Source organism: Ramlibacter sp. bp-362 (genome assembly GCF_054956735.1).
Genome location: NZ_JBUDXE010000004.1, coordinates 70914 through 96347 on the forward strand (window position 1 = coordinate 70914; position 25434 = coordinate 96347).

The window sequence follows — 25434 nt, forward strand, 5'->3', positions numbered from 1 at the left end:
GAGGTCTCACTTGCGCAGGACGAAGGCCATGGACGCGGGCGCGAGCTTCTGGGCCGTCCTGGTGCGGTGGTAGGTATAGTTCCAGCCGGAGAGCCAGCTGAACAGAGCGTCGGCCCGCACCAGCCCGGAATGATTGAAAGCCGGCACACCCGCCCGGGCTGAGAGCATGGCGATCGGCCGGAAGTTGCAAAGCGACTTGCTCACGACGACGAACCCGGCTTCCCGGATCACGCGTTCGAAGATCGGCCGCGGGATGCCGCGTTCGTTCTTCGTGAGGCCAGGCCTTTCCCGTCGCCAGTCGCCCATCGATACGATGGGCTCACGCAGGAGGAAGTAGCCACCGGGCGCCAGCACGCGATGGCATTCGACGATCGCGTGCGTCACGTTGGGGATGTGATGCAGGACGCCGAAGCACGTGATGAGGTCGAAAGTGCCGGACGCGAACGGTAGATCACCGCTCGCTTGCGGCTTCACCCAGTCGCACGGCCGCCCGAAAAGCGTCGTGCTGCCGGCGAACGCGTCGGACGGATCCAGGATCGTGATGTGGTCAAGGCGCTCGGCGATGGGCGCGAGTTCGTCCCCATAGGCGCTTCCCAGGCCCAAGGCGCGTGGGAAGCGCGCGTCGGGCAGGTGGCGGTAATGGTGGTACACGTTGAGCGCGTGGTACTTGTACGCATACCTCGACCGGTCCGATGCGCCGAGCTCGGCGTAGCCTTCCTTCTCGGAGGCGAGCCAGGCCTCCAGTTCCGGCGGACTCAGGTCCTCGCCGTACAGTTTTTCGCCCGCGAGGCAGCGGGAAATCTCGTCGCGCGGGGCAGGGCTCAGCATCGCATTTCCTCGGGTCTCGAACGCAACTTCACTGGGCGCGGCCGTCTGCGCGCCTGGACCTGCCGGGCGTGGATCACCAGCACGAGCGCGAGGGCCGTCCAGAGCATGTGCATTCCCCAGACGGCCCCGGAGAACATGAACATCACCGACGTGTGCACCAGGAACACATGGAAGAAGGTGAGGCGGCCACCAAAGCATGCCGCCAGGCACTCCTTCAATGCGCGCAGGTACATCACGAGGAACAGGGCCATCCCGGAAAGTCCCGTGGCCATCAGGATTTCGAGCAGGAAATTGTGCGGATACGTTCCGAACACGAGCAGTTCGCGCCCGACCAGCGGATGGGCCATGAAATTCTCCCAGGCGATCTGGTAGGTAGTGAGGCGCGCCTCGTCCGCGAAGTCCTCGTCCTCGAAGATCCGGATGAGCAGGCTGCTCCCGGTCCATTCGCGGAACTGATAGGGGTCGACGAGCATCACGAACGCGGCCATGGAACTGATGCCGAGGATGCCGAGCATGATCCCGGAAGTCCTCCTGATGCGGGACACGACGATGTAAAGCAGTGTCACGTAGAGCGCGACGAACGGGCCGCGGGAGCCGGCAAGGATGATCATCACGCAACTGATGATCACTGCGCCCGCCATGAAGCCCTTCGTCGCCAGGGACAGCGTCGCGCGCTCCAGCACGGCCAAAAAGAAAACCACATACAGGTTGAGCACGCCCATGTGGCCCATGTAGATCTGGTTGATCCCGCCCTCGACCTTGAAGCGCCCGAAATCCGTCCCGAGCAGGTCGCGCCCGTTGAACAGTGCGACGGCCAGGAAGAGCGTGTTGAGCAGCAACAGCACGCGCAGCACGGAACGCATGCGCCTGCCACCTTCGTCATAGCCGACCTGGCAGAGGAGGATGACGAACGACGGGATGATCCCGATCCCGAGGAACAGGCCGAACATCACCGTCGGCGAGGCGAGGCTGTCCTGCTCCTCCACGAGCAGGACGTCCACCATCGTCTTGCCGTACATGGCGGCGAAGGCGACCAGCGCGGCCATGGCCAGGCCGGTGGTGCGCGTGAACCGGGGGCCGCGCAAGGCGAGGACCGCAACGGAAAGACCGACCGTGACCGCGCGAATGGCCACGGTCAGGAGGTTTTCTTCCAGGCCGAGTAGTACCTGGACTGCGAATGCCACCGGAAAGCCGACGATCAGCACGGCGACCATCAGATCGGTCGTTGCGTCGGTCAGCTTCCCGCCCGAGGCGGGACGTGGTCTGGCAGGCGCGCCCGCCTGCAGCATGAGTGTGGAGGGTGGCTGCATGACTTGCTACGCGCTGACAGTCACCAGGAAATCCTCGATCCTGGCTTTCGCGATATCCCTGCTGAACGTCTGCACGACCCGCAGGCGGGCGGATTCGCCATGGCGGGCCAGCAGTTCCGGATCGGCTGCATACCGGAGCGCGCAGGCGGCGATCTGCTCGGCCAGCTCCGCGTCGTCGCGGGGCTGCGGGAAGATGAATCCGTCGATGCCGTCTCGGACGACGTCTGCCGTGCCGGGAAGATGTGTCACGACCGCGGGCAAGCCGCACGCCATCGCTTCGATCATCGCGTTCGGCATGCCCTCGGCGGCCGATGGCAGGCAGAAGATGTGCCCGGCCCGGTAGATGTTCTCGATGTCGGCGACCTGTCCGACCCAGTGGAAGCAGTCGGCCAGATCGCACTCCTCCACCCGGGCCTCGATCATCGCGGCGTAGCGCGGGTCGTCGCGCGGCCCCGCGGAAATGACACGGACATCCGCGCCGGCTGCACGCGTGAGCCGCAGGACTTCCACCAGCACGTGCAAGCGCTTGCGTGCAGTCCATCCGCCCACGTGGACCAGGACCAGCGGGTTCCTTCCGGGCCTGCCGGGCACGGGAGCGAAGCGCGCGACGTCCACGGCATTGGGTGCGAGGCAAACGCGCGTGGGGGGCACGCCGTATTGGATGAACTGGTCACGGATGTGGGTGTTGATCGCGACGACGCCATCGAGTCTGCGCAGCATGGCCAGCTTCATCCGCGCTGCGAGACGCCCCAAAGGCGTGACGGGCCGCGGGGCATAGTCGAACAGGCCGGCAGGCCGGACCACCGCCTTGAGCCCCAGCAGGTGGGCGAAAAACGCCGGCACCACGGAGTAGTGGAAAGTGGACAGTCCGTAGAACACGTCGAAGGTCCGGCGGTGCACGGCGATCCAGCGAAGAAGGGCGAGGATCAGCACAACCTGCTGGTGTTTCCGCAGCGGCCCAGGGAGCCGGGCAACCTGACGAAGCCCCATCCCGGGCGGAAGCGTCCCTGTCTCGTGCGCCGAAGTGACGAGCGTGAACTGGATCTTGTCGGACCCCTCGGAGAAAAGCCGCAGGAAGTTGGCGCTCGGTCCCGAGTAGCCGGAGGTTGCCAGTCGCGGGTACCAGACAGCGACCCGCAGCGCGCGTGCCGGGTTCGGGTCGTCGCGCAGGATGACGTCGGCCGCGGGCTGGTCGTCGCCTCGCCGCGTCGCCGCCCCGGATGCACGCTCGTAGAAGCCGGCGACCCGGGATGCGATCGCCTTCCAGTCGTGCTGGCGCGCGACGTGTTCTCGGGCCAGCGCACCGATGCTTGCACGTCGCTCGTGGGCACCCGCCAGCCACGAGAATGCGCGACCCAGGGCTTCCGGCGTGCCAGGCACCTCCACGAGGGCGCCGGCGTCGGCGGCGGCCTCCATGTGGCACCCCGGCGTGGCGATCACGCACTTGCCGAAAGACATGGCCTCGAGAATCGCCATCGACATGCCCTCGGAGCGGGATGCGTGGACGAACAGGTCGGCTGCCGCGAAGACGGCCTGCTTGTCGGCTTCGTGGACATGGCCGATCCAGTGGACCCGTGCGGCGCAGGGGAGGGCGGCGGCCCGCTCGCGCAGGGTGCGCGCGTAGTGCTGTGCGGTCGTCGCGCTTCCCGCGATGATCAGATGGAGGCTTGCATTGTCGCGCGCGGCAAGGGCGAAGCCATCGATGATGTCCTCGATCTGCTTGATCGGATTGATCCGCCCGAGGAAGAGGACGATGGGATCGGAGGCACGCAGGCCCAGTTCCGCCCGCAGGTCGCGGCCCGCGCCGCCACCTGGCACGGGCGGCAGGACGACTCCGTTGGGAACCACCTGGATCGGCGCCTTGACGTTGCAGGCGGCAATCCTGCTGCGCTCCATTTCGGTGAGCGCGAACACCGCCTGCGCCGAGTTCAGGTTCGGGATTTCGATGAAATGCGAGTAGGTTCTCTTCTTGAGACCCCTGGGATCGGAGGTCCGGATCAATTCCGGAGCGACGGCGCCGTGGCAATGCGCGAACAGCGGCAATCCCGCCTTCCTGGCAGCGCGGGCGGTCTGCCAGTTCACCGGGTCGAAAATGCTGTGCGCATGCAGCACAGTTCCGGCGGGCAGGTTCAGGAGGGCCTTTCCCAGGCTTTCGGACCAGGTGACGCTCCCGATGGCGTGGCCGGGAAATTGACGCACGGTGGTCTGCTCATGGCGGCTGACGAGAAGTTCCGGCCCCCTGTGCGGGGCCCAGATCTCCACGTCCAGGCCGATGGAGGCCTGGGCCGCCGCCAACTCGGCCGCCGCCTTGGTGACGCCGCCGCGGAAACGGCCATGGTCGTACGCAAAGAGGGTGTGGACGACCTTCATGCGCTCACCCCGTGACGGTCCTGCTGGGCGGAGGGGCGCCAGTGATCGGGGCGCGCGTCCGCGGAAATCTCGCAGACCACCGCGCGGAACTTGCCATTCGCTTCGCGAGGCACCGCCTGCACCCGCTGGAAGTCGATGGCGAAAGCGCCGCCGATTCCGCGCAGGTGCAGCTCGCGGAGAATCGCTGCGCGGTCGATATCCTGTCCGCCATTGCGCGTGACATACAGGATGGAGAGCCTGTCGGCGGCCGTCTGGCGGATCTGGGCCTCGCGCATGGGGCCGCCGTACTCCAGGACCTGGTTCATGCCGATGATCCGCCGGCCATCCGGCGCCAGGATGTAGTCCTCCAGGCGTCCGTGGATTGCGCTGAACGCGCGCGAGTGCCGCCCGCACGAGCACGGTCCCCCCAGCGGCACCGCGCTGTCGCCGATGTCGTATCGAACGAGAGGCATGGCGGTGTTCAGCAGCCCGGTCAGGATCAGCCTGCCGCGGCCGTCGGCGAACCCCGGCATCGGCTCGAGCTCGACGATGCCGCACTCGAAATCCTCGTGGTAATTGCCAGCCGGACAACGGGAGAGATTTCCCGCGAACTCCGCCATTCCGTACTGATCGCTCACCGGGCACTGAAAGACCTCGGCGATGCACTGCTCGAAGCCCGGCAGCAAGGCGTCGGATCCGGTGAGTACTGCTTTCGGCCGGTAGTGCGGCCTGATCCCGTGCTCGAGCATGTGGCTGGCCACGAGGACCAACGCGGAAGGATATCCGGTGAGGAATTCGAAGGGCGTCTCCGCGACGAATCTCGCGATCGCGCCCAGGCGCTCCGGCTGAAGGTGGTAGGAACTGAGATAGCAGCGGTTATTGGCCCAATCCCAGCGCCAGTAAGGCGGCTCGGATTGGTTCGCGGGCAATGGCACGCGCGCTCCGACGGTGAGGAAGCGGTCGCCAGGCGCGATGCCGAAGCGTGCGCGAAACCGCCACCACACCGCCCATTGCGCCTGAATCGCTGCAGGCGTCAGGTGAACGGGCAGTGGTGTCCCCGTGGTTCCGCTGGTCAGGCCGGCGATCAGCCTGGTCCGGGCGAGGTGGGCGGGCCGCAGGGACTGCGGATCCGATGCGACCTCTTCCTTGCGCAGGATCGGAAGTTCCCGCAGTTCGTCCAGGCTGCGGAACGGCCGGCCTGCCCCCCGGATCCCGGCATACTTTCGCTGGTACAAGGGAGCATCCATCACCGATTCGCTGAAGATGCGGTTCAGGGCGGCGAGCTGGTACTCCGCGATGCGATCCGCATCCCACCATTCGCTGCGCAAGAGTTCGGCGAGTCGGGCGCGGAATTCCGGGCCATACCGCTGACGCGCGCGCAAGGCCCCGGCCGCCGAGAACACGGCTTCCTGCAGGAAGACCGGCAGGAAACCATACGCGGACCGGAGGACGGACGTCGGCATTCGCAGGGGGGTCATTGGTTCTGGGGGCCCAGGCTCGAGGCGACCGGCCCTGATGCAGGATCTTCGGCTCCTCCCCTGGCGACGAGGTATCGGCAGGCGGCGAGGAAGCCCTCGACCATGTTGCTGATCGGCACCTCACGCTCGGCGCTCTCACGGGCACCGTCCCTGAGGTGGCGCAGCGCCTGGGGGTCCGATGCGAGAGTCACCATCGCGGAGCGGAGCCCTTCCTCCGACTGCACGCAGCGCAGAGCGTTCCTGCCATGCACCAGGAAGTGCTCCTCGGGACCGTTGCAGGTGTCGACGAAGATCACCGGGACATGGAACGCCAGCGAGTGCGGCGCAGCCAGTCCGATCGGTCCGGCGGAGACGGATGCGAGCGCACCGTCAAAGAGGGGTTGCAGGTCTTCGTCGTTCGTGAGAGACCCCATGAATCGCACCCGGGCCGATACACCGAGCGAAGATGCCAGCGTTTCCAGCGCTTCGCGCTCGGGGCCGTCCCCGACGATCAACAGGCCGGCGTCGAACTGCTGCATGCCCGCGAGCGCGCGAATGCACAGGTCCACCCTCTTGGAAGGGATCAGCCGGCCTATCGAGAGGAAGTAAGGCTTGCCGTCGGGGAATGGGGGATCGAATCGAGGAGGCGCCTCCAGCCTCCTGGCCATCATCTGCCTGATGTTGCGGTCGTCGATCGTGTTGGGTGCGGCGAAAGCGCTTTCAGCCGGCACGCCGGCTGCGATCGCCTCGCTTCTTTCCGCCGCGCTGTAGGCGAGCACCATGTCGGCCCGCCGGCTGACGGCCCGGCGGATTCCCGCCAGCGCCTTGCGGCCTCCCGAGGAGCGCCAGTGTCCCCACCAGCCAACCCTCAGCCCACGCAGCTTCGCCGCTGCCATGTCGGGCAGCAGGTTGAGGAAGCGTGCGTTCCCCGAAAAGATGACTCCGTCGCCGCCGCGCAGGTTGGACAGGTCGATGGATTGCCAGAACAGCCTTGCACCCGGAAACGCGCGGATGGGCGCCGCGGCCCTGGCGAACGTCGGATCGGACTGGAATCCCATGAACCGGTCTGCTGCGGCCACGATGACCTCGAGATCCGGTGCCTGCTGCACGAGACGGAAGAACGGCACCCGGTAGTGGGTCACCACAGGCTGGACGACGAGGATGCGGCGCTTGGCGGTTGTCTTCATGTCGGGCTGCTTCAACGTCCACGCACCCCGCGCAGGATCCACCCGCTTCGCTCGACGCGCAAGCCGGCCCGGAGCAGGGCTTCCTGGCACTCCGCGACAGTGTCGGCTCCCTGCCGTTCGGGGCTGCAGTCGATGCTCACGTAGCGTGAGACGGTCAGCGCATGCCGCGCGCCCGCGAGCACCTCCGGCTCGAAGCCCTCCGCCTCGATCTTGAGCAGGCCAATGGAATCGATCCCCTTTTCGGCGATGTATTCGTCCAGCGGCACCAGTTTCAGGACCATGGAGGAGCTGAAACGCTCGGGGCGAATGAAGGAGGAATCCGCCTGCCCGGTTGCGACGTAGAACGTGCGTTCGGTGCGCGCATCGCCGAGCCCGACGCAGTTCGCCACGGCACCTGGAACCGCCCGGAGGTTCCTGCTCAGGGCGCCGAACGCGGCGGCGTCCGGTTCGAACGCGTGGACCTTCATCCCGCGGCGCGCCCCGGCGGCCGAGAACTCGCCGACGTTGGCGCCGACGTCGATCAGGACCTCGTCCCGGATCGGCTCGTAGTCGCTGCCCACGTAGCGCGACCAGAGTAGGTCGGCAATGTGCAGCGGCCCCTCGTTCCAGATGTAGCGGGTGGCGCGCTCGGGAACGCAGAAGTAGATCTCGTCGCTGCCATCGCTCGCCACGATCAGGTCGTCGACGGTACGGAAGCGGACGCGATGCGTCTTCGCGCGCGAAGGCAGCGTGCGGTACATGCTCGCCATGATGTTGGCGTAACCGGCCGCGCCGAACATCCTGACCAGCGTCAGCTTCGGTACGCGCTTGTGCAGAGGGTCGAGTCTCATGATGGTGCTCGCGTCTAAGGGTCAGCAGCGCACCCAGCGACGCAGTTTCGGCGACAGATCCAGGATGCGTTCTCCAAGGAGGACGGTGGGGAATGCCCAGCAGCAGGCAAGGACGAGCAGCGTCCCGATGGCGCACGAAACGATGTCCGCCAGAACGCCGGGCAGCACGGAATGGTTCGGCTGGAGGAGGAAAACGACAACGATCACCGTCGCAAGGACCATTCCACGCAGGTGGAGAACCGAGAACGCCGTCCAGGTCCAGCCGAGCCCCTTGACCGCAATCGCTGCCGAGGTGAGATAGTTCAGGGCCGCGACTCCGGCCACGGCAGCGACGATCCAGGTGAGGCCGAAAGGCGCGGCCAGGAGGATGGCCGCGGCGACGGCGGCGAGATTGGCAACCGAGCGGATGCTGGTGCTGAACGCGCGGCCCAGCGCATACGAAATGAACTCGGTCACCTTGTAGCAAAGACGCGGCATGAGGCCGAGCGAGAAGATCGCGAACAGGACGGCCGCCTGGCTCCAGTCGGGACCGAGCAGGATCCGCACGATCGTATCGGCGGAGAAGAACAGCATGGCGGTGACGGGAAGGGTGATGAGCGCGACGAGCTCGATCGAAACCGCCATGGCCTTGCCGAGCCTTTGCGTGTCCCCATTCATCAGGGGGAATATGCGAAACAGCCTGTTGATGAACGCGCCGAAGACGCTGCCCGAGAAGGCCTCGTGCAGGGCCTGGGCGCGAGAGAAGAGGCCCAGGGAAAAGGCAGATTCGCGCATCGAAACGAGGAAATACTGAACACCCTGGTTCATGATCCCGCTGACGAAGGTCACCGAATAGGAACCACCAAACCGCAGCACCAGCCCCAGCGCGGCCTGCGCCGTCGGCCGCGCGGCAATGCTCCTCCAGCTCGCGGAAAGCGTGGCGAGAGCCAGCACGGCCGCTTCGGCCACGAGCCCAGCGACGAGTGCGCGGAATCCCTCACCGTGCCATGCCATTGCCACCGACACGATCGTGCCGGTCAGGAGCGCGGCGCCGGTGCATGCGAATTCGGTCCGGAAGCGGAGTTCCCGCTGCAGCACCGCCCACGGTACCTGCGCCATGCATCGCAGGACGACCACGGGCGCCATGTACATGAAGACGGCGCTGTAGCTCTCGATGCGATAGGCTGCGCCCAGCTGCCCCGGGAACAGCAGCAGCACGGACGCGCACAAGAGTCCGAACAGGACGGAGCAAGCCAGACCCGACGCAGCGCTGCTGTTGTCGCGGGTGCCGACGCGGTCCTGCAACAGCGCAGCCGCGAACAGGCCCTGCGCAAGCCCGGCGAGAAAGGTGACGAGCGAATTCCCGACGGCGAAGATGCCGAAGTCCGCGGGGGTGAGGAGCCGCGAGAGGATGGCCAGCCGGGTGAACGTGATGGCCACCGACAGGGCCGAACCGACGCCCGCCCATCCCAGAGCACGGAACGTGATCTTCTTCAGGGACTGCGGCGGTGCGCCGAACGAGAGGGCCGACCTGGCGTGTGCCATCTTGTCCTTACAGTCGCCGGTCAGCGGCCCCCGGCGGCAGTATGCCCTTGACGTCGAACAGTACGGCTCCGGGCTGGCCGAAGGCGCGCACGCCCGATTCCCCGAGTTCTGCGAATTGGCGGTGCCCGACTGCAAGGACGATCGCCGCATACGCGCCAAGGGCCGGTAGCTCACGAAGGCATTTCAAGCCATATTCGTGCTCCGCCTCCTCCACGTCCACCCATGGGTCGTAGACGTCGACGCGCGCGTTGTAGCCCTGCAGTGTCCGGATCATGTCCACGACTTTCGTATTGCGCACGTCGGGGCAGTTCTCCTTGAAGGACAGCCCGAGCACGAGGATCCTGCTGTCGAGAACCGGAATTCCCTTGCGCAGCATCAGCTTCACCGTTTCATCCGCGACGTGCCTGGCCATGTTGTCGTTGATGCGCCGTCCCGCCAGGATGACCTCGGGGTGGTAACCCAGTTCCTGTGCCTTGTGCGTCAGGTAGTAGGGATCCACGCCAATGCAGTGCCCGCCTACCAGCCCCGGACGGAACGGAAGGAAGTTCCATTTCGTGGCGGCGGCCTGCAGCACTTCCAGGGTATCGATGCCGAGGCGACGGAAGATCAGGCTCAGTTCGTTCATGAGCGCGATGTTCACGTCGCGTTGCGTGTTCTCGATCACCTTCGCCGCCTCGGCCACCTTGATGCTGCTGGCCATGTGGGTGCCGGCCGTGACGATCTCCGCATAGAGGTCGTCGACGGCATGCGCGACTTCCTCCGTACTGCCGCTCGTCACTTTCCGGATCGAAGGAAGGCGATGCTCCTTGTCGCCGGGATTGATCCGCTCGGGGCTGTACCCGCAGAAGAAGTCGACGTTGAAATGCAGCCCGCTGGTGCGTTCCAGGACCGGAACGCACACTTCCTCCGTGGCGCCGGGATAGACGGTGGATTCGTAGATCACGACGTCCCCCTTCTTCAGCGCGTGGCCCACGATTTCGCTGGCCTTGACGAGCGCAGTCATGTCGGGCCGATTGGCCTGGTCCACCGGCGTCGGGACGGTGACGATGAACACTTGCGCCTGCCGCAGTTCGGATGGGTCGGACGAAAACCGAAGTTGCCGGGCAGCCTTGAGTTCGCTGCGGCTGCACTCGAGCGTGTGGTCTTCCTCCGAGCGCAGTTCCGCGATCCGCTTCGGATTGATGTCGAATCCGATGACCGGGCGCCGCTTGCCGAATTCGACGGCAAGCGGCAAGCCGACATAACCGAGGCCGACGATTGCAAGAGTCTTTCCGCCAAGGTCCATGTGTTGCTCCACGTCCTCCATGCGCCGTCTGTTTCGCCGATGCGCGTCACTGTTGCGCACGGTCCTGCGTCGGTACACGCAGTGCGTTGTTGCGTGCCGCTCAGTGAGGGTGCGAAGCGTACCCCAGCTGAAGCTGCGCGTGGGCGAAGTTCTTCATCTTCGACAACAGTTGTTCGTACCGTCGAGCATGTGCAAACGGATCTCCGGCCGAACATTCGAACGTGGCGATGCACGGCGAAGCAACGGAGCACCGCGTGTTAGCCTCCCCCCGCCCATGCAACTCCAGGAGATCCTCTACTCGCAAGGCTTCGGCGCGCGCCGCACCTGCCTCGGTCTGGTCCAGCAGGGACTCGTCACTGTCGACGGCGTTCCGGTGACGGATCCGCACCAGGACTTCGTCCCCGAAGGCCTGCGCTTCACCGTCGAAGGCAAGGCCTGGTCCTATCACGGCAAGGCCTACCTGATGCTGCACAAGCCCGCCGGCTACGAGTGCTCGCAGAAGCCCTCCGCATGGCCGAGCATCTACACCTTGCTGCCCGCTCCGCTGCGGCAGCGCCCCGTCAAGGGCGGCCAGCCGGGTGTGCAGGCCATCGGCCGCCTGGACCAGGACACGACGGGCCTGCTGCTGCTGTCCGACGACGGCGCCTTCATCCACAGGATGAGCTCGCCGAAGCACCACGTGCCCAAGGTGTACCAGGTGGTCACCGCCGACCCCGTCGACACGCGCCAGGTCGAGAGGCTGCTGGAAGGCGTGGTGCTGGACGACAGCCCCAGGCCGGTGCGGGCGGCGGCCTGCGTGCGCACGGGGCCGAATGCCCTGGACCTGACGCTCACGGAAGGGAAGTACCACCAGGTGAAGCGGATGCTGGCGGCGGTGGGGAACCGGGTCACCGGCCTGCATCGGTCGCGGATCGGCGGGCTGGAGCTGCCGGCGGACCTGGCGCCGGGTGGGTGGCGGTGGCTGGGGGCGGGGGAGCTGGAAGCCCTGGGTTCCCGCCTCCGCGGGAATGACGGGGAGAAGCCTGCGCGGGAATGACGGAGCCAAAGGGTGAGGGATTACAGGGACAATAGGCTCCGTTTCCCGTCGTCCGCCGGCCCCCGCCGCGCGTTGTAGAGCGCCACACCTGAGTTTGTTTGCCGAAGTGACCCTCGTTTCCCAGTGCCGGGCCTGGCTGGCGGCGTCCCTGCTGTCCGTCCTCGGCCTCGCCGCCGCCCACGCCGCCCCCGTCTTCGTCCTCAATTCGCTCGACGCGGACGTGAGCGTCATCGATCCCTCCACCTGGAAGGAGGTCCGGCGCATCCCCACGGGCAAGGAGCCGCACCACCTCTACATGACGCCGGACGAGCGGTCCATCATCGTCGCCAACGCGCTCGCCGATTCGCTCACTTTCATCGACCCGCGCACGGCCGAGGTGCAGCGCGTCGTGCGCGGCGTGATGGATCCGTACCACCTGCGCTTCTCGCCCGACATGAAGTGGCTGGTGACGAACGGCAACCGCCTCAATCACGTGGACCTCTACCGCTGGGACGGTGCGGAACTCACGCTGGCGAAGCGCATTCCCACGGGCAAGACGCCGAGCCACCTGTGGATCGACAGCAAGAGCACCACGGCCTACTCCACCATGCAGGACAGCGACGAACTGGTGGCCATCGACCTCGCCCGACAGGAGATCAAGTGGCGCATCAAGACCGGCCCCATGCCGGCCGACGTGTTCGGCTCGCCCGATGACAAGCTGCTGCTGGTCGGGCTGACCGGCAGCGACTCGGTGGAGGTGTTCGACGTGAGCGGCCCCGTCCCCAAGTCCGTGCGCCGCATCAAGACGGGCGCCGGCGCCCACGCCTTCCGCGCCGCGGGCGACGGCCGCCACGTGTTCCTGAGCAACCGCGTCGCCAACACCATCAGCAAGATCGACCTGCAGACGCTGCAGGTGGTCGACACCTACCCGGCGCCGGGCGGCCCCGACTGCATGGAGGTGCTGGCGGGCGGCCGCTACCTGCTCACCACCTCGCGCTGGGCGAAGCGGCTGACGATCATCGACACCGACACCGGCGAGGTGATCAAGCAGGTCCGCGTCGGCAAGTCGCCGCACGGGGTGTGGACGCTCGACCACGCGCCGAGGCAGTGATGCGGGTGCGGCTGCTTGCAAGCCTGCTGCTGGCCGTCGCGGCGACGGCCGCCGCGGCCCAGCCCGCCTGCACCAGGCCCGTGTACCTCACGCTCGACACCGGCCACATGGGCGTGGCCAACCTCGTTGCCGACGTGCTGAAGCGGCAGGACGTCAAGGTCACCTTCTTCGCCGCCAACGAGAAGACGAAGGAGGGCGACGGCAGCCTCGGCGACTTCTGGGCGCCCTGGTGGAAGGCGCGCGCGGCCGAGGGCCACGAATTCGCCTCGCATACCTTCGACCACGTGTACTGGCGCGCCGACCTGCCGGGCAACCCGCCGCGCTTCCGCATGCGGCCTTCGGCGGGACCGCAGGCCGGCGTGGAGCGGACGTGGACGGCTGCGGAATATTGCGCGGAGATCGCGCGTTCGGCCGCGCGGCTGGAGCAGATCACCGGCCGCAAGCCGCTGCCGCTGTATCGTGCCCCCGGTGGCAAGACTTCGCCCAGGCTGCTGGCCGCCGCGCGTGCGTGCGGGTGGCAGCAGGTGGGCTGGTCGCCGGCCGGCTTCCTCGGCGACGAGCTGCCCAGCGAATCCGTGAGCAACCAGGCGCTCCTCAAGAAGGCCTTGCGCGACATCCGCCCCGGCGACATCCTGCTGGCGCACCTGGGCATCTGGTCGCGCAAGGACCCGTGGGCGCCGGCCGTGCTGGAGCCGCTGATCGTCGGGCTGAAGGCCAAGGGGTTCTGTTTCGCCACCTTGCGCGACCATCCGTCCTACCGCGGGTGGATCGCGCGCGTCAGGTAAGACATGCAAGCCATCCAGGACTTGTTCGCTTGGGCCCAGCAGGGGCTGTTCGAACTGGCCATCCAGCCGGTGATGTTTTCCTTTGGCATGGCCCAGTACCTGGAGGACGGCTACACGGCCACCGGCTGGCTGCTGGTCGGGCTGATGCAGATCGCCGTCATGCTGGCCATCATCGGCCCGCTGCAGCGCTGGCGGCCCGTGGAGCCCATGGTGGACGCCGCCAGCGTGCGCACCGACGTGATCTACACCCTGGTCCACCGGCTGGGCCTGTTCCGCGTGGTGCTGTTCTTCAGCGTCGAACCCCTGTTCGACACGCTGTTCGGCATTCTGCGCGTGGCCGGCTTCGGCACCGTGCACATCGACCAGTTCGTGGCCGGCGTCACGGACCATCCCTTCGCCAGCTTCCTGCTGTACCTGGTGGTCTTCGACTTCGTGGACTACTGGATCCACCGCGGCCAGCACGGGTGGAACTGGTGGTGGAGCCTGCACTCGCTGCACCACTCGCAGCGGCAGCTGACGATGTGGAGCGACAACCGCAACCACCTGCTCGACGACGTGATCCGCGACAGCATCCTGGTGGTGCTCGGCCAGTTGATCGGCGTCGGGCCGGGGCAGTTCGTCGCCATCGTCGCCATCGCCCAGCTGAGCGAGAGCCTGCAGCACGCCAACGTGCGCCTGCACTTCGGCCGCATCGGCGAGCGCCTGTGGATCAGCCCGCGCTACCACCGCCTGCACCACAGCGTGGGCATCGGGCACGAGCGCCGCGGGGCCGGCGCACCGCTGCGCGACGGCCGCAGCCCGGCCCTGGGCGGCCACAACTTCGGCGTGCTGCTGCCCTGGTGGGACATGCTGTTCGGCACCGCCAACTTCGAGCTGCGCTACGAACCCACCGGCGTGCGCGACCAGGTGGAAGGCGGGCGCGACTATGGCCGCGGCTTCTGGGCGCAGCAGTGGCTGGGCGTGCTGCGCCTGCTGGGGCGGGCCTGAGGGCGCTCAGGCCTTGTAGTGCTCGCGATACCACGCGAAGAAGCGCGCCACCCCCACGTCCACGGGCGTATCCGGCTTGAAGCCGACCCACTTGTCGAGCTCCGTGGTGTCGGCGCTGGTGGCCGGCACGTCGCCGGGCTGCATGGGCAGGAAGTTCTTCTGCGCCGTGATCCCCGAGGCCTTCTCCAGCGCGTGGATGTAGTCCATCAGGGGCGTCGGCTGGCTGTTGCCGATGTTGAAGACGCGGTAGGGCGCATTGCTGGTCGCGGGATCGGGCGCGTCTGAATCGAAGTGCGCCGCGGCCGTGGCCGGCTTGTCGTTGACCCGCACGACGCCTTCCACGATGTCGTCGATGTAGGTGAAGTCGCGCACCATCTGCCCGTTGTTGAACACGTCGATGGGCCGGCCTTCCAGCATGGCCCGCGTGAACAGGAACAGCGCCATGTCGGGCCGGCCCCAGGGCCCGTACACCGTGAAGAAGCGCAGGCCCGTGGTCGGCAGCCGGAAGAGGTGGCTGTAGGTGTGCGCCATCAGCTCGTTGGCCTTCTTCGTCGCCGCGTACAGGCTCACGGGGTGGTCGACGTCGTGGTGTTCGGAGAAGGGCATGCGGGTGTTGCCCCCGTACACGCTGGAGCTGCTGGCGTAGGTGAGGTGCTCCACGCCGTTGTGGCGGCAGCCCTCCAGGATGTTCATGAAGCCCTGCAGGTTCGCGTCGATGTAGGCGTGGGGGTTGGTGAGCGAGTAGCGCACGCCGGCCTGCGCCGCCAGGTGGATCACGCGCTGCGGCCGCTCGCTCGCGAACAGCCCGGCCATGGCCTCGCGATCCTCCACGCTCACGCGGTGGAAGCGGAAGCGGGGAGACGGCCGCAGGCGTGCCAGGCGCGCCTCCTTCAGGCCCACGTCGTAGTAGTCGTTGAGGTTGTCCACGCCCACCACTTCGTCGCCGCGCTCCAGGAGCCGCAGGGCGGTGTGCATGCCGATGAAACCGGCCGCGCCGGTGAGGAGGATCTTCATGGTCTCGTTCGCCTGGCCAGCCCGCGAGCATACCGCCGCGGGCCGCTACGATGGGGGCCATGTCCCTGTTCCTGGACTCCTTCTGGCGCGCCGTCGCCTACTGCCTGCACCCGCGGGTGATCCTGCTGTCGCTGCTGCCGCTGGTCGCGATGGTGCTGATCGCCGGCGGCCTCGGCTATTTCTACTGGGACAGCGCCGTCAACGGCGTGTTCACCTGGCTGGAATCCACGTCCTGGATGGAGCAGCTCGGGCACTGGCTCGCCATGATGGGCATGGACGGATTGAAGAACGCGCTGGCACCGCTGCTGGTGATCTTCGCCGTCACGCCGGTGCTGGTGATCCTGGTGCTGTTCTTCGTCGCGCTGCTCATGACGCCGGCCATCGTGAACCTGGTGGGCCGCCGGCGCTTCCCGGAGCTGGAGCGCAAGCACGGCGCCTCCTTCGTGCGCGGCGCGTTCTGGTCGCTCGGCTCCATGCTGCTGGCGCTCCTGGCGATGATCGTGTCGCTGCCCCTGTGGCTGATCCCGCCGCTGATCCTGGTGCTGCCGCCCCTGATCTGGGGCTGGCTCACCTACCGCGTGATGGCCTTCGACGCGCTCGCGGAACACGCGAGCGGCGATGAGCGCCGGCGGGTCTTCCGCGGCCACCGCACCTGGCTGCTGCTCATCGGCATCGCCACCGGCTACCTGGGGGCGGCGCCCAGCATCGTGTGGGCCTCGGGCTGGTTCTTCGCGGCGGCCTTCCCGGTGCTGATCCCGGTGGCGATCTGGATCTACACGCTGGTGTTCGCGTTCTCGTCGCTGTGGTTCGCGCACTATTGCCTGGGGGCGCTGGCGGCCCTGCGCGCGGCCCCGGTCATCCCCGCGCAGGCGGGGACCCAGGGCGTTCAGCTCCTGCCGTAGCTGTCTTCCAGCCGCACGATGTCGTCCTCGCCCAGGTAGGCGCCGGACTGCACCTCGATCATCTCCAGTTCCATCTTGCCGGGGTTGCGCAGCCGGTGCACCTCGCCGATCGGGATGTAGGTGGACTGGTTCTCGCTCAGGAGGAAGGTCTCGCTGCCGCGCGTGACTTCGGCGGTGCCGCGCACCACGACCCAGTGCTCGGCCCGGTGGTGGTGCTTCTGCAGGCTCAGCGACGCGCCCGGCTTCACGCCGATGCGCTTGACCTGGAAGCGCTCGCCGGCGTCCACGCTGTCGTACCAGCCCCAGGGGCGCACCACCTTGCGGTGGATGGCGGCCTGGCTGGCGTGGCCCTGCTCCAGGCGCGCCACCACGTCCTTCACCTGCTCGGCGCAGTCGCGCTGCGCCACCAGCACGGCGTCGGGCGTGTCGACGATCAGCAGGTCCTGCGTCCCCAGGGCCACCACCGGCCGGTGCGGCGCGTGGATGAAGGTGTTGCGGGCGTTGTGGACCCAGCCCTGGCCCTGCACGCGGTTGTCCTGGGCGTCGCCCTGCGCCAGGTCGGCGACGGCGTTCCAGCTGCCCACGTCGCTCCACTGGCCGCGGAAGGGCAGCACCGCCACGTCGGCATGCCGCTCCATCACCGCGTAGTCGATGCTCTGGGCGCGGCAGGCCTCGAAGGCCGCGCGGCCGGGCCGCAGGAAGGTGGCGCCTTCCGCCGCGGCGCCCGGCACCTCGGTCTTCGCGTCGGCCAGCGCGGCGCGGCAGGACTGCAGGATGTCCGGCGCGTGCTGCTCGAGCGCCTCGATGAAGAAGCGGGCCTGCGCGAGGAAGATGCCCGCGTTCCACAGCACGTCGCCCTGGAGCAGCAGCTGCTGCGCCCGCGCCGCATCGGGCTTCTCGATGAACTGGGCCACCTGCTGGCTGCCGTCGGCGCGCAGGGCGCCCTGGCGGATGTAGCCGTAGGCGGTGCTGGGGAAACTGGGGACGACGCCGAAGGTCACGATCATTCCGTTGGCCGCGGCGGTCAGGCCTTCCTTCATGGTGCGGGCGAACGCGGCCGCATCGGGGATGTGGTGGTCGGCGGGGCAGAACAGCAGGAAGTCCTCGGGCTTCGCCTGCACGGCGGCCAGCGCCATGGCGGCGGCGGTGTTGCGCGCGGCCGGCTCCAGGATCACCGTGCCCTGCAGCCCGGCGAGCCGCAAGCTGTCGGCCACCAGGAAGCGGTGGTCTTCGGCCGCGACGCAGAGGGCCCGCGTCCCGAGGCCGGCGACGCGCTCCAGCGTCAGTTGCAGCAGGCTCTTGTCGCCCACCAGCGGGACGAACTGCTTGGGAAAGCTCTTGCGGCTCAGGGGCCAGAGCCGCGTGCCGGAGCCGCCGCAGAGGATGACGGGGGTGATGGAGGCCATGGAAGGAATGGTAGCTTCTGCCGCCGCCTTCCCGTCACCCCCGCGCAGGCGGGGGCCCGGGGCCCCCGTGAATTTGCATTCCCGCGGCGCGGGAATGCCACAATGCCCTGGGTCCCCGCCTCCGCGGGGATGACGATTCCACGCATGAACCGCCCTGACATCGGCCTGATCATCGTCGGCGACGAGATCCTCTCCGGCAAGCGCGCCGACAAGCACCTGCCCAAGCTGATCGAGCTGCTGAACGCCCGCGGGCTGCAGCTCGGATGGGCCGAATACGTGGGCGACAAGCCGGAGCGGATCACCGAGACGCTCCGGCGCGTGTTCGCTTCCGGCGACATCGTCTTCTGCACCGGCGGCATCGGCGCCACGCCCGACGACCACACCCGCCAGTGCGCCGCCAGGGCCCTGGGCCGCGAGCTGGAACTGCACCCGCAGGCCGAAGCCCTGATCCGCGAGCGCATGCAGGACACGGCCCGGGAGCAGGGCGTTCCCTACGAGCCGGACCGGCCGGACAACATCCACCGCCTGAACATGGGCGTGTTCCCGAAGGGCGCGACCATCATCCCGAACCCGTACAACAAGATCCCGGGCTTCAGCGTCGGCGACGTGCACTTCACCCCCGGCTTCCCGGTGATGGCCTGGCCGATGATGGAGTGGATCCTGGACGGCCGCTACGCCCACCTGTTCCAGCGCGGCGCCTATCTCGAGAAATCCGTGATCGTCTTCGGTTCCATGGAGGCCACGCTCACGCCGCTGATGGAGCAGGTCGAGCGCGAGCACCCGGGCGTGAAGGTGTTCAGCCTGCCCAGCGTGGACCACCCCACGTACGGCCGCCACATCGACCTGGGCGTCAAGGGCGAGCCCGCCGCCGTGGAGCCGGCCTACCGCCTGTTGCTGGACGGCCTCGCCGGCCTGAAGGTCAAGCTGGGCCCCGAACTGGTGCGTAGCTGAGCTGCACCAGGCCGGTGCACGGCCCTTTTGCACCTCGACGGTGCGTTTTCGGCTGCGCGGCGGCTGGCAAACCCGGCCGGGACGCGCAAAATCGCCGGTTTCGCGCCGGCCGGCATGCACCAGCTTTGGCACAGAACCTGCATTCCCGTTCCGCACATCCGCCAACAACCAACCATCCCCAGGAGAACCCGATGGCAGCCAAGACCGTCGCAGACGTCATGAAGATGGTGAAGGACAACGAAGTCAAGTTCGTCGACTTCCGCTTCACCGACACCCGCGGCCAGGAGCAGCACGTGACCGTGCCCGTCTCCCATTTCGACGAGGACAAGTTCAGCGGCGGCCACGCCTTCGACGGCTCCTCCATCGCCGGCTGGAAGGGCATCGAGGCCTCCGACATGCTGCTGATGCCCGATCCGGCCACGGCCAACGTCGACCCCTTCTACGAGGAAACGACGCTGATCCTCACCTGCGACGTGCTGGAGCCGGGCGACGGCAAGGCCTACGACCGCGACCCGCGCTCGATCGCCAAGCGCGCCGAGGCCTACCTCAAGGCCTCCGGCCTGGGCGACACGGCCTTCTTCGGCCCCGAGCCCGAGTTCTTCATCTTCGACGACGTGCGCTGGAGCGCCGGCCCCAGCGGCTGCTTCGTCGAGATCGACGAATACGAGGCGCCCTGGAACACCGGCAAGAAGATCGAGGGCGGCAACAAGGGCCACCGTCCCACCACCAAGGGCGGCTACTTCCCCGTCCCGCCGATCGACAGCACGCAGGACATGCGCGCCGAGATGGCGCTGCTGCTGGAGCAGATGGGCATCCCGGTGGAGGTGTTCCACCACGAGGTGGCGGGCGCCGGCCAGAACGAGATCGGCACCAAGTTCAGCACGCTGGTGCAGCGCGCCGACTGGTCGCAACTGCAGAAGTACATCATCCACAACGTGGCCAACGCCTACGGCAAGACGGCCACCTTCATGCCCAAGCCGATCGTGGGCGACAACGGTTCCGGCATGCACGTGCACCAGTCCGTGTGGAAGGACGGCAAGAACCTGTTCGCCGGCGAGGGCTACGCGGGCCTGTCCGAGTTCGCGCTGTACTACATCGGCGGCATCATCAAGCACGCCCGGGCGCTGAACGCCATCACCAACCCCGGCACCAACAGCTACAAGCGCCTGGTGCCCGGCTTCGAGGCACCGGTCAAGCTGGCGTACTCGGCGCGCAACCGCTCGGCGTCGATCCGCATCCCCTACGTGGCCAACCCCAAGGGCCGCCGCATCGAGGTGCGCTTCCCCGACCCGACCATGAACCCCTACCTGGGCTTCGCCGCCATGCTGATGGCCGGCCTGGACGGCATCGAGAACAAGATCCACCCGGGCGAGGCCGCCACCAAGGACCTCTACCACCTGCCGCCGGAAGAGGACGCGAAGATCCCGACCGTGTGCCACAGCCTGGACCAGGCCCTGGAGTACCTGGACAACGACCGCGCCTTCCTCACCAAGGGTGGCGTGTTCTCCGACGCCATGATCGACGCCTACATCGAGCTGAAGATGCAGGAAGTGACCCGCTTCCGCATGACGACGCACCCGATCGAGTTCGACATGTACTACTCCCTGTAACCAAACCCGGCCGGGAGCGGCAAGGGGGCGACAAAAGTCGCCCCTTTTCTTTTTAAATCAACGGCTTAATTGGCAATCTGCAGGGATTGGGTCATACTGAAAGGCCGCCCTGCGCATCCCCGATGCCTGGAGAGCCGCATGAAGACCCGTTACGCGCTGATTCCCTTTGCTGTCTTCGCCCTGGTGGCGAGCGCTTCCGCCCAGACTTCCATCTGGCGTTGTGGCAATTCGTACACGAACAACGAGAAGGAAGCCCAGGTCAAGGGCTGCAAGCTGGTGGAAGGCGGCAACGTCACCGTCGTGCAGGGCACCCGGGTGAACGGCGCCAACAAGAGCGTGAGCGTGGCGACGGCGCCGCCGACCGGTTCGCAGCGGGTGGACGCGGGCGAGCAGAAGGCGCGCGACAGCGAGGCGCGGGCCATCCTGGAGGCGGAGCTGAAGAAGGCCGAGGCGCGCCAGGCCGACCTGCTGAAGGAATACAACAACGGCGAGCCGGAAAAGATCGGCCCCGAGCACAAGAACTACCAGAAGTACCTGGACCGGGTCGCCGAGCTCAAGTCGTCGATCGAACGCAACGCCCAGGACATCGCCGGCCTGCGGCGCGAATTGAGCCGCTCGGCGGTTCCGCCCGTCACGGCCCCAAAATAAGGGCTTGACCCAGCCCTTCGCGCCCGACCCCCGCTTCCAGGCCTTCGACCTGCTGGCCACGCTCGTGGCCGTGGTGCGCGGCGACGGCACCGTGCTGTTCGCCAATTCGGCGCTGGAAGACGCGCTGGGCGCCTCGCGCCGCACCATCGTCGGCGCCAGCGCGCTGCCCCTGTTCGCCGAACCCAACGTGCTGCGCACCGCCCTGGCCGGCGCGCGGAGCAACGAATACGCGGCCCTGCGCTACGACGCCCACCTGCTGCGCCTGCAGGCCGAGCCCATGCCGGTGCACGTGGTGCTGGCGCAGACCGACACGCCCGACGAGTTCGTGCTGGAGCTGCTGCCGCTGGAGGCGCAGGCGCGCCAGGACCGCGAGGAGCGCCTGGTCGACCAGGCGCAGGCCAACAAGGAGCTGATCCGCAACCTGGCGCACGAGATCAAGAATCCGCTGGGCGGCATCCGCGGGGCGGCGCAGCTGCTGGAGATGGAGATCGGGCCGGGGCTCAAGGAGTACACCCGCGTCGTGATCCACGAGGCCGACCGCCTGCAGACGCTGGTGGACCGGCTGCTGGCGCCGCACCGGCGCCCGCACGTGGTGGGCGACGTGAACATCCACGAGGTGTGCGAGCGCGTGCGCTCGCTCGTGCTCGCCGAATTCCCCAAGGGCCTGAAGGTGGTGCGCGACTACGACACCTCGCTGCCCGAGTTCCGCGGCGACCGCGAGCAGCTGATCCAGGCCGTGCTGAACGTGGCGCACAACGCCTGCCAGGCGCTTTCGGAGCGCATCGCCGCCGGCGACGCCCAGCTCACGCTGCGCACGCGCGCCGGCCGCCAGGTCACCTTCGGCAAGCAGCGCTACCGACTGGCACTGGAATTGCATGTGATCGACAACGGGCCCGGTGTGCCCGAGGCGATCAAGGACCGCATCTTCTTTCCCCTGGTGTCGGGGCGGGAGGGCGGTTCGGGGCTGGGGCTCACGCTGGCGCAGACCTTCGTGCAGCAGCATCATGGCCTGATCGAATGCGACAGCGTGCCGGGCCGGACGGATTTCAAGATCCTGATCCCGCTGCCCTGAGACCGAAGACCTGAAGAAACGAGGACCATGAAGCCGATCTGGATCGTTGACGATGACCAATCCATCCGCTTCGTGCTCGAGAAGGCGCTGCTGCGGGAGGAGCTGCCCACGCGCAGCTTCACCAACGCGCGCGACATGCTGCAGGCGCTGGAGGCGGCGGGCGACGACGACGCGCCCCTGGTGCTGGTGAGCGACATCCGCATGCCGGGCGGATCGGGGCTGGACCTGCTGACGCGGGTGAAGGAGAAGCATCCCGACCTGCCCGTCATCATCATGACGGCCTACTCGGACCTCGACAGCGCCGTGTCGGCCTTCCAGGGCGGCGCCTTCGAATACCTGCCCAAGCCCTTCGACCTCGCGAAGGCGACGGAGCTGATCCGCCGCGCCGTGGAGGAGGGCCAGCGCCAGCAGGTCGCGGAAGAGCGCATGGCCGCCGCGCCCGAGATGCTGGGGCAGGCACCGGCGATGCAGGACGTGTTCCGCGCGATCGGGCGGCTGTCGCAGAGCAACGTCACGGTGCTGATCACCGGCGAGTCGGGCTCGGGCAAGGAGCTGGTGGCGCGGGCCCTGCACAAGCACTCGCCGCGCGCAAGCGGGCCCTTCGTGGCGATCAACACCGCGGCCATCCCCAAGGACCTGCTGGAGTCGGAGCTGTTCGGCCACGAGCGCGGCGCCTTCACCGGCGCGCAGACGATGCGCCGGGGCCGCTTCGAGCAGGCCGAGGGCGGCACGCTGTTCCTCGACGAGATCGGCGACATGCCCTTCGACCTGCAGACGCGCCTGCTGCGCGTGCTGTCGGACGGCCACTTCTACCGCGTCGGCGGCCACAACGCGATCAAGGCCAACGTGCGCGTGATCGCCGCGACGCACCAGGACCTGGAGCAGCGGGTGAAGGAAGGGCACTTCCGCGAAGACCTGTTCCACCGCCTGAACGTGATCCGCCTGCGCCTGCCGGCGCTGCGTGAACGGCGCGAGGACATCCCCATGCTGGCGCGCCACTTCCTGCAGCAGAGCGCGCAGCAACTGGGCGTGGAGCCGAAGCGGATCTCCGAGGCGGCGCTGGACCGGCTGGTGAGCTTCCCCTTTCCCGGCAACGTGCGGCAGCTGGAGAACATCTGCCACTGGCTGACGGTGATGGCGCCGGCGCAAGTGGTGGAAGCGAAAGACCTCCCCCCGGAAGTCTCGGACCTGCTCCCTCTCCCCCCTGGGGAGAGGGCTGGGGTGAGGGGCACGCCCGCGCCAGTGCCTTCGTTGGAGAGCCCCCACCCCAACCCTCCCCCAGGGGGGGAGGGCGTGAAGACCGCGAACTGGGAGCAGGGGCTCGAAGCCGAGATCCTCGCCTTGCTCGAGAGCGGCCACACCGACGTGTGGGAGCAGCTCACGCGCCGGTTCGAATCCAAGTTGATCCTCACCGCCCTGCACAACACCCGCGGCCGCCGCATCGAGGCGGCGCAGAAGCTGGGCATCGGGCGCAACACGATCACGCGGAAGATCCAGGAACTCGGATTGGAGTAGGGCCACTCGCAGGCCCTCACCCCGGCCCTCTCCCGCAAGCGGGAGAGGGAGAACTGCATTGCTCCCTCTCCCCTCCGGGGAGAGGGCTGGGGTGAGGGGCATCCCCCCACGGCATCCCCAACACCCGAAGGGGCAAGCCCCACCGCAACAAAGATGCACGCATAATGCATCTTATGCAATCCCCACGCGCAGACCAGCAAGCGCCCCTCGCGCAGGCGTTGAGCCAGCCCTACAAGCATGGCTTCGTCACCGACATCGAATCGGATGCGCTGCCCCCCGGCCTCGACGAGCAGGTCATCCGCGAGATCTCGCGCCGCAAGCGCGAGCCCGAGTTCCTGCTGCGCTGGCGGCTCGCTGCCTTCGAGCGCTGGACGAAGATGGAGCAGCCCGACTGGGCGCACCTGCGCATGGAGCCGGTCGACTTCCAGGCGCAGTCCTATTACTCGGCGCCCAAGTCGCTGAAGGACGGCCCCAAGAGCCTGGACGAGGTCGATCCCAAGCTGCTGGAGACCTACGAGAAGCTCAACGTGCCGCTGCACGAACGCGCGCGCTTGGCCGGCGTCGCGGTGGACGCGGTGTTCGACAGCGTCTCCGTCGGCACCACCTTCCGGGAACAGCTCGCCGAAGTCGGCGTGATCTTCTGCTCCTTCTCGCACGCGGTGGAGAACCACCCGGAGCTGATCGAGAAGTACCTGGGCAGCGTGGTGCCCCCCGGCGACAACTTCTACGCGGCGCTCAACTCCGCCGTGTTCTCCGACGGCTCCTTCGTCTACGTGCCCGAGGGCGTGCGCTGCCCGATGGAGCTGTCTTCCTATTTCCGCATCAACGCCCAGAACACCGGGCAGTTCGAGCGCACGCTGATCATCGCCGAGCCGGGCAGCACGGTGAGCTACCTGGAAGGCTGCACGGCGCCGCAGCGCGACGAGCACCAGCTGCACGCGGCCGTCGTGGAGCTGGTCGCGCACGACGACGCCTCCATCAAGTATTCGACGGTGCAGAACTGGTACCCCGGCGACGAGCGCGGCCGCGGCGGCATCTACAACTTCGTGACCAAGCGGGGGCTCGCGGCCGGCAAGCGCTCGCGCATCGCCTGGACGCAGATCGAGACGGGCTCGGCCATCACCTGGAAGTACCCGAGCGTGGTGCTGCGCGGCGACGAGTCCAATGGCGAGTTCCATTCCATCGCCGTGTCCAACCACTTCCAGCAGGCGGACACGGGCACCAAGATGATCCACCTGGGCCGCAACACCACCAGCCGGATCGTCAGCAAGGGCATCAGCGCCGGCCACGCGCACAACAGCTACCGCGGCCTGGTCCGCATGGGTCCCATGGCCGAGGGTGCGCGCAACCACACGCAGTGCGACTCGCTGCTGATCGGCCCGCACTGCGGCGCCCACACCTTCCCCTACGTGGAAGCCGCGCGCGACGACGCCGTCGTCGAACACGAAGCCACCACCACCCGCATCTCCGAGGAGCGCCTGTTCCTCTGCCAGCAGCGCGGCATCGAAGCCCAGGAAGCCACCGCCCTCATCGTCGGCGGCTTCTGCCAGTCCGTCCTCGAAGAACTCCCCATGGAGTTCGCGCTCGAGGCGCGCGCGCTGCTCGCCGTCTCCCTCGAAGGAGCGGTCGGCTAATTGGGGTCAGATTC

Annotated in this window: 21 protein-coding genes; 11 read left to right on the forward strand and 10 right to left on the reverse strand. The window is 67.6% G+C overall.

The genetic code is table 11. The features are described 5' to 3' along the window. Positions 1-6: 6 nt before the first annotated feature. From ACY0MJ_RS06535 to ACY0MJ_RS06570, 8 genes are read right to left on the reverse strand one after another with little or no spacing between them, the layout of a single operon-like run. Complete coding sequence (locus ACY0MJ_RS06535; RefSeq protein WP_462637536.1) at positions 7-828, reverse strand: class I SAM-dependent methyltransferase; 822 nt, start codon at positions 826-828, stop codon at positions 7-9. After that, positions 822-2117: an O-antigen ligase family protein gene (locus ACY0MJ_RS06540; protein WP_462637537.1), complete on the reverse strand. Its 1296-nt coding sequence runs from the start codon at positions 2115-2117 to the stop codon at positions 822-824. The genes ACY0MJ_RS06535 and ACY0MJ_RS06540 overlap by 7 nt, the downstream gene beginning before the upstream one ends. Before the next feature lie 27 nt (positions 2118-2144). After that, complete coding sequence (locus tag ACY0MJ_RS06545) at positions 2145-4508, reverse strand: glycosyltransferase family 4 protein (protein WP_462637538.1); 2364 nt, start codon at positions 4506-4508, stop codon at positions 2145-2147. Next, positions 4505-5950: a phenylacetate--CoA ligase family protein gene (locus ACY0MJ_RS06550; RefSeq protein WP_462637539.1), complete on the reverse strand. Its 1446-nt coding sequence runs from the start codon at positions 5948-5950 to the stop codon at positions 4505-4507. The genes ACY0MJ_RS06545 and ACY0MJ_RS06550 overlap by 4 nt, the downstream gene beginning before the upstream one ends. Before the next feature lie 11 nt (positions 5951-5961). Next, a complete protein-coding gene (locus ACY0MJ_RS06555) occupies positions 5962-7131 on the reverse strand; it encodes a glycosyltransferase family 4 protein (protein WP_462637540.1) in 1170 nt (389 codons plus the stop codon). A gap of 11 nt (positions 7132-7142) precedes the next feature. Continuing rightward, a complete protein-coding gene (locus ACY0MJ_RS06560) occupies positions 7143-7961 on the reverse strand; it encodes an FkbM family methyltransferase (RefSeq protein WP_462637541.1) in 819 nt (272 codons plus the stop codon). A gap of 21 nt (positions 7962-7982) precedes the next feature. Then, complete coding sequence (locus ACY0MJ_RS06565; RefSeq protein WP_462637542.1) at positions 7983-9485, reverse strand: oligosaccharide flippase family protein; 1503 nt, start codon at positions 9483-9485, stop codon at positions 7983-7985. A 7-nt stretch (positions 9486-9492) separates the two neighbouring features. Next, positions 9493-10770 (reverse strand): nucleotide sugar dehydrogenase, encoded by a 1278-nt coding sequence (locus ACY0MJ_RS06570; protein ID WP_462637801.1) that lies wholly within the window; start codon positions 10768-10770, stop codon positions 9493-9495. A 274-nt stretch (positions 10771-11044) separates the two neighbouring features. Between ACY0MJ_RS06570 and ACY0MJ_RS06575 the strand changes: the two genes are divergently transcribed. The 4 genes from ACY0MJ_RS06575 (at position 11045) to ACY0MJ_RS06590 (ending at position 14668) form a co-directional block, all read left to right on the forward strand. Then, complete coding sequence (locus tag ACY0MJ_RS06575; RefSeq protein ID WP_462637543.1) at positions 11045-11806, forward strand: pseudouridine synthase; 762 nt, start codon at positions 11045-11047, stop codon at positions 11804-11806. A gap of 136 nt (positions 11807-11942) precedes the next feature. Further along, the gene (locus tag ACY0MJ_RS06580; protein WP_462637802.1) at positions 11943-12896 is read left to right on the forward strand and encodes a YVTN family beta-propeller repeat protein; all 954 of its coding nucleotides are present in this window, start codon (positions 11943-11945) and stop codon (positions 12894-12896) included. Further along, positions 12896-13681: a polysaccharide deacetylase family protein gene (locus ACY0MJ_RS06585; protein WP_462637545.1), complete on the forward strand. Its 786-nt coding sequence runs from the start codon at positions 12896-12898 to the stop codon at positions 13679-13681. Before ACY0MJ_RS06580 ends, ACY0MJ_RS06585 begins: the two co-directional genes overlap by 1 nt. Before the next feature lie 3 nt (positions 13682-13684). Beyond that, positions 13685-14668 carry a sterol desaturase family protein gene (locus tag ACY0MJ_RS06590; RefSeq protein WP_462637546.1) on the forward strand — a complete coding sequence of 328 codons (984 nt, stop codon included), beginning with the start codon at positions 13685-13687 and terminating at the stop codon, positions 14666-14668. Positions 14669-14674: 6 nt separating this feature from the next. Here the strand turns inward: ACY0MJ_RS06590 and ACY0MJ_RS06595 are convergent, their stop codons facing one another. After that, the gene (locus ACY0MJ_RS06595; RefSeq protein ID WP_462637547.1) at positions 14675-15682 is read right to left on the reverse strand and encodes an NAD-dependent epimerase; all 1008 of its coding nucleotides are present in this window, start codon (positions 15680-15682) and stop codon (positions 14675-14677) included. A 59-nt stretch (positions 15683-15741) separates the two neighbouring features. Between ACY0MJ_RS06595 and ACY0MJ_RS06600 the strand changes: the two genes are divergently transcribed. Beyond that, positions 15742-16584: an EI24 domain-containing protein gene (locus ACY0MJ_RS06600; protein ID WP_462637548.1), complete on the forward strand. Its 843-nt coding sequence runs from the start codon at positions 15742-15744 to the stop codon at positions 16582-16584. Here the strand turns inward: ACY0MJ_RS06600 and ACY0MJ_RS06605 are convergent. Further along, a complete protein-coding gene (locus ACY0MJ_RS06605; RefSeq protein ID WP_462637549.1) occupies positions 16569-17990 on the reverse strand; it encodes a mannose-1-phosphate guanylyltransferase/mannose-6-phosphate isomerase in 1422 nt (473 codons plus the stop codon). The two genes, ACY0MJ_RS06600 and ACY0MJ_RS06605, sit on opposite strands and share 16 nt — an antisense overlap. Before the next feature lie 144 nt (positions 17991-18134). Between ACY0MJ_RS06605 and ACY0MJ_RS06610 the strand changes: the two genes are divergently transcribed. From ACY0MJ_RS06610 to sufB, 6 genes are all read left to right on the forward strand, one after another. Continuing rightward, on the forward strand, positions 18135-18941 hold the full coding sequence (locus ACY0MJ_RS06610; RefSeq protein ID WP_462637550.1) for a competence/damage-inducible protein A: 807 nt from the start codon (positions 18135-18137) through the stop codon (positions 18939-18941). A gap of 191 nt (positions 18942-19132) precedes the next feature. Next, positions 19133-20551, forward strand: a complete 1419-nt coding sequence (gene glnA, locus ACY0MJ_RS06615; RefSeq protein ID WP_462637551.1) for a type I glutamate--ammonia ligase — start codon at positions 19133-19135, stop codon at positions 20549-20551. A gap of 138 nt (positions 20552-20689) precedes the next feature. After that, on the forward strand, positions 20690-21199 hold the full coding sequence (locus ACY0MJ_RS06620; RefSeq protein ID WP_462637552.1) for a hypothetical protein: 510 nt from the start codon (positions 20690-20692) through the stop codon (positions 21197-21199). Positions 21200-21203: 4 nt separating this feature from the next. Then, complete coding sequence (gene glnL, locus ACY0MJ_RS06625; RefSeq protein WP_462637553.1) at positions 21204-22271, forward strand: nitrogen regulation protein NR(II); 1068 nt, start codon at positions 21204-21206, stop codon at positions 22269-22271. A 27-nt stretch (positions 22272-22298) separates the two neighbouring features. Beyond that, positions 22299-23786, forward strand: coding sequence for a nitrogen regulation protein NR(I) (gene ntrC / locus ACY0MJ_RS06630; protein ID WP_462637554.1), 1488 nt, complete (start codon positions 22299-22301; stop codon positions 23784-23786). Between the two features lie 173 nt (positions 23787-23959). Beyond that, the gene (gene sufB / locus ACY0MJ_RS06635; RefSeq protein ID WP_462637555.1) at positions 23960-25420 is read left to right on the forward strand and encodes a Fe-S cluster assembly protein SufB; all 1461 of its coding nucleotides are present in this window, start codon (positions 23960-23962) and stop codon (positions 25418-25420) included. Positions 25421-25434: the final 14 nt, after the last annotated feature.

What these genes read in the sequence shown, in the direction of transcription:
- ACY0MJ_RS06585 (WP_462637545.1), top strand. Translation starts at nt 12,896, where the DNA reads ATGCGGGTGCGGCTGCTTGCAAGCCTGCTGCTGGCCGTCGCGGCGACG.
- ACY0MJ_RS06595 (WP_462637547.1), bottom strand. Translation starts at nt 15,682, where the DNA reads ATGAAGATCCTCCTCACCGGCGCGGCCGGTTTCATCGGCATGCACACC.
- glnA (WP_462637551.1), top strand. Translation starts at nt 19,133, where the DNA reads ATGGCAGCCAAGACCGTCGCAGACGTCATGAAGATGGTGAAGGACAAC.
- ACY0MJ_RS06555 (WP_462637540.1), bottom strand. Translation starts at nt 7,131, where the DNA reads ATGAAGACAACCGCCAAGCGCCGCATCCTCGTCGTCCAGCCTGTGGTG.
- ACY0MJ_RS06565 (WP_462637542.1), bottom strand. Translation starts at nt 9,485, where the DNA reads ATGGCACACGCCAGGTCGGCCCTCTCGTTCGGCGCACCGCCGCAGTCC.
- ACY0MJ_RS06590 (WP_462637546.1), top strand. Translation starts at nt 13,685, where the DNA reads ATGCAAGCCATCCAGGACTTGTTCGCTTGGGCCCAGCAGGGGCTGTTC.
- ACY0MJ_RS06610 (WP_462637550.1), top strand. Translation starts at nt 18,135, where the DNA reads ATGAACCGCCCTGACATCGGCCTGATCATCGTCGGCGACGAGATCCTC.
- ACY0MJ_RS06540 (WP_462637537.1), bottom strand. Translation starts at nt 2,117, where the DNA reads ATGCTGCAGGCGGGCGCGCCTGCCAGACCACGTCCCGCCTCGGGCGGG.
- sufB (WP_462637555.1), top strand. Translation starts at nt 23,960, where the DNA reads ATGCAATCCCCACGCGCAGACCAGCAAGCGCCCCTCGCGCAGGCGTTG.
- ACY0MJ_RS06570 (WP_462637801.1), bottom strand. Translation starts at nt 10,770, where the DNA reads ATGGACCTTGGCGGAAAGACTCTTGCAATCGTCGGCCTCGGTTATGTC.
- ACY0MJ_RS06605 (WP_462637549.1), bottom strand. Translation starts at nt 17,990, where the DNA reads ATGGCCTCCATCACCCCCGTCATCCTCTGCGGCGGCTCCGGCACGCGG.
- ACY0MJ_RS06600 (WP_462637548.1), top strand. Translation starts at nt 15,742, where the DNA reads ATGTCCCTGTTCCTGGACTCCTTCTGGCGCGCCGTCGCCTACTGCCTG.
- ACY0MJ_RS06560 (WP_462637541.1), bottom strand. Translation starts at nt 7,961, where the DNA reads ATGAGACTCGACCCTCTGCACAAGCGCGTACCGAAGCTGACGCTGGTC.
- ntrC (WP_462637554.1), top strand. Translation starts at nt 22,299, where the DNA reads ATGAAGCCGATCTGGATCGTTGACGATGACCAATCCATCCGCTTCGTG.
- ACY0MJ_RS06545 (WP_462637538.1), bottom strand. Translation starts at nt 4,508, where the DNA reads ATGAAGGTCGTCCACACCCTCTTTGCGTACGACCATGGCCGTTTCCGC.
- ACY0MJ_RS06535 (WP_462637536.1), bottom strand. Translation starts at nt 828, where the DNA reads ATGCTGAGCCCTGCCCCGCGCGACGAGATTTCCCGCTGCCTCGCGGGC.
- ACY0MJ_RS06550 (WP_462637539.1), bottom strand. Translation starts at nt 5,950, where the DNA reads ATGCCGACGTCCGTCCTCCGGTCCGCGTATGGTTTCCTGCCGGTCTTC.
- ACY0MJ_RS06575 (WP_462637543.1), top strand. Translation starts at nt 11,045, where the DNA reads ATGCAACTCCAGGAGATCCTCTACTCGCAAGGCTTCGGCGCGCGCCGC.
- ACY0MJ_RS06620 (WP_462637552.1), top strand. Translation starts at nt 20,690, where the DNA reads ATGAAGACCCGTTACGCGCTGATTCCCTTTGCTGTCTTCGCCCTGGTG.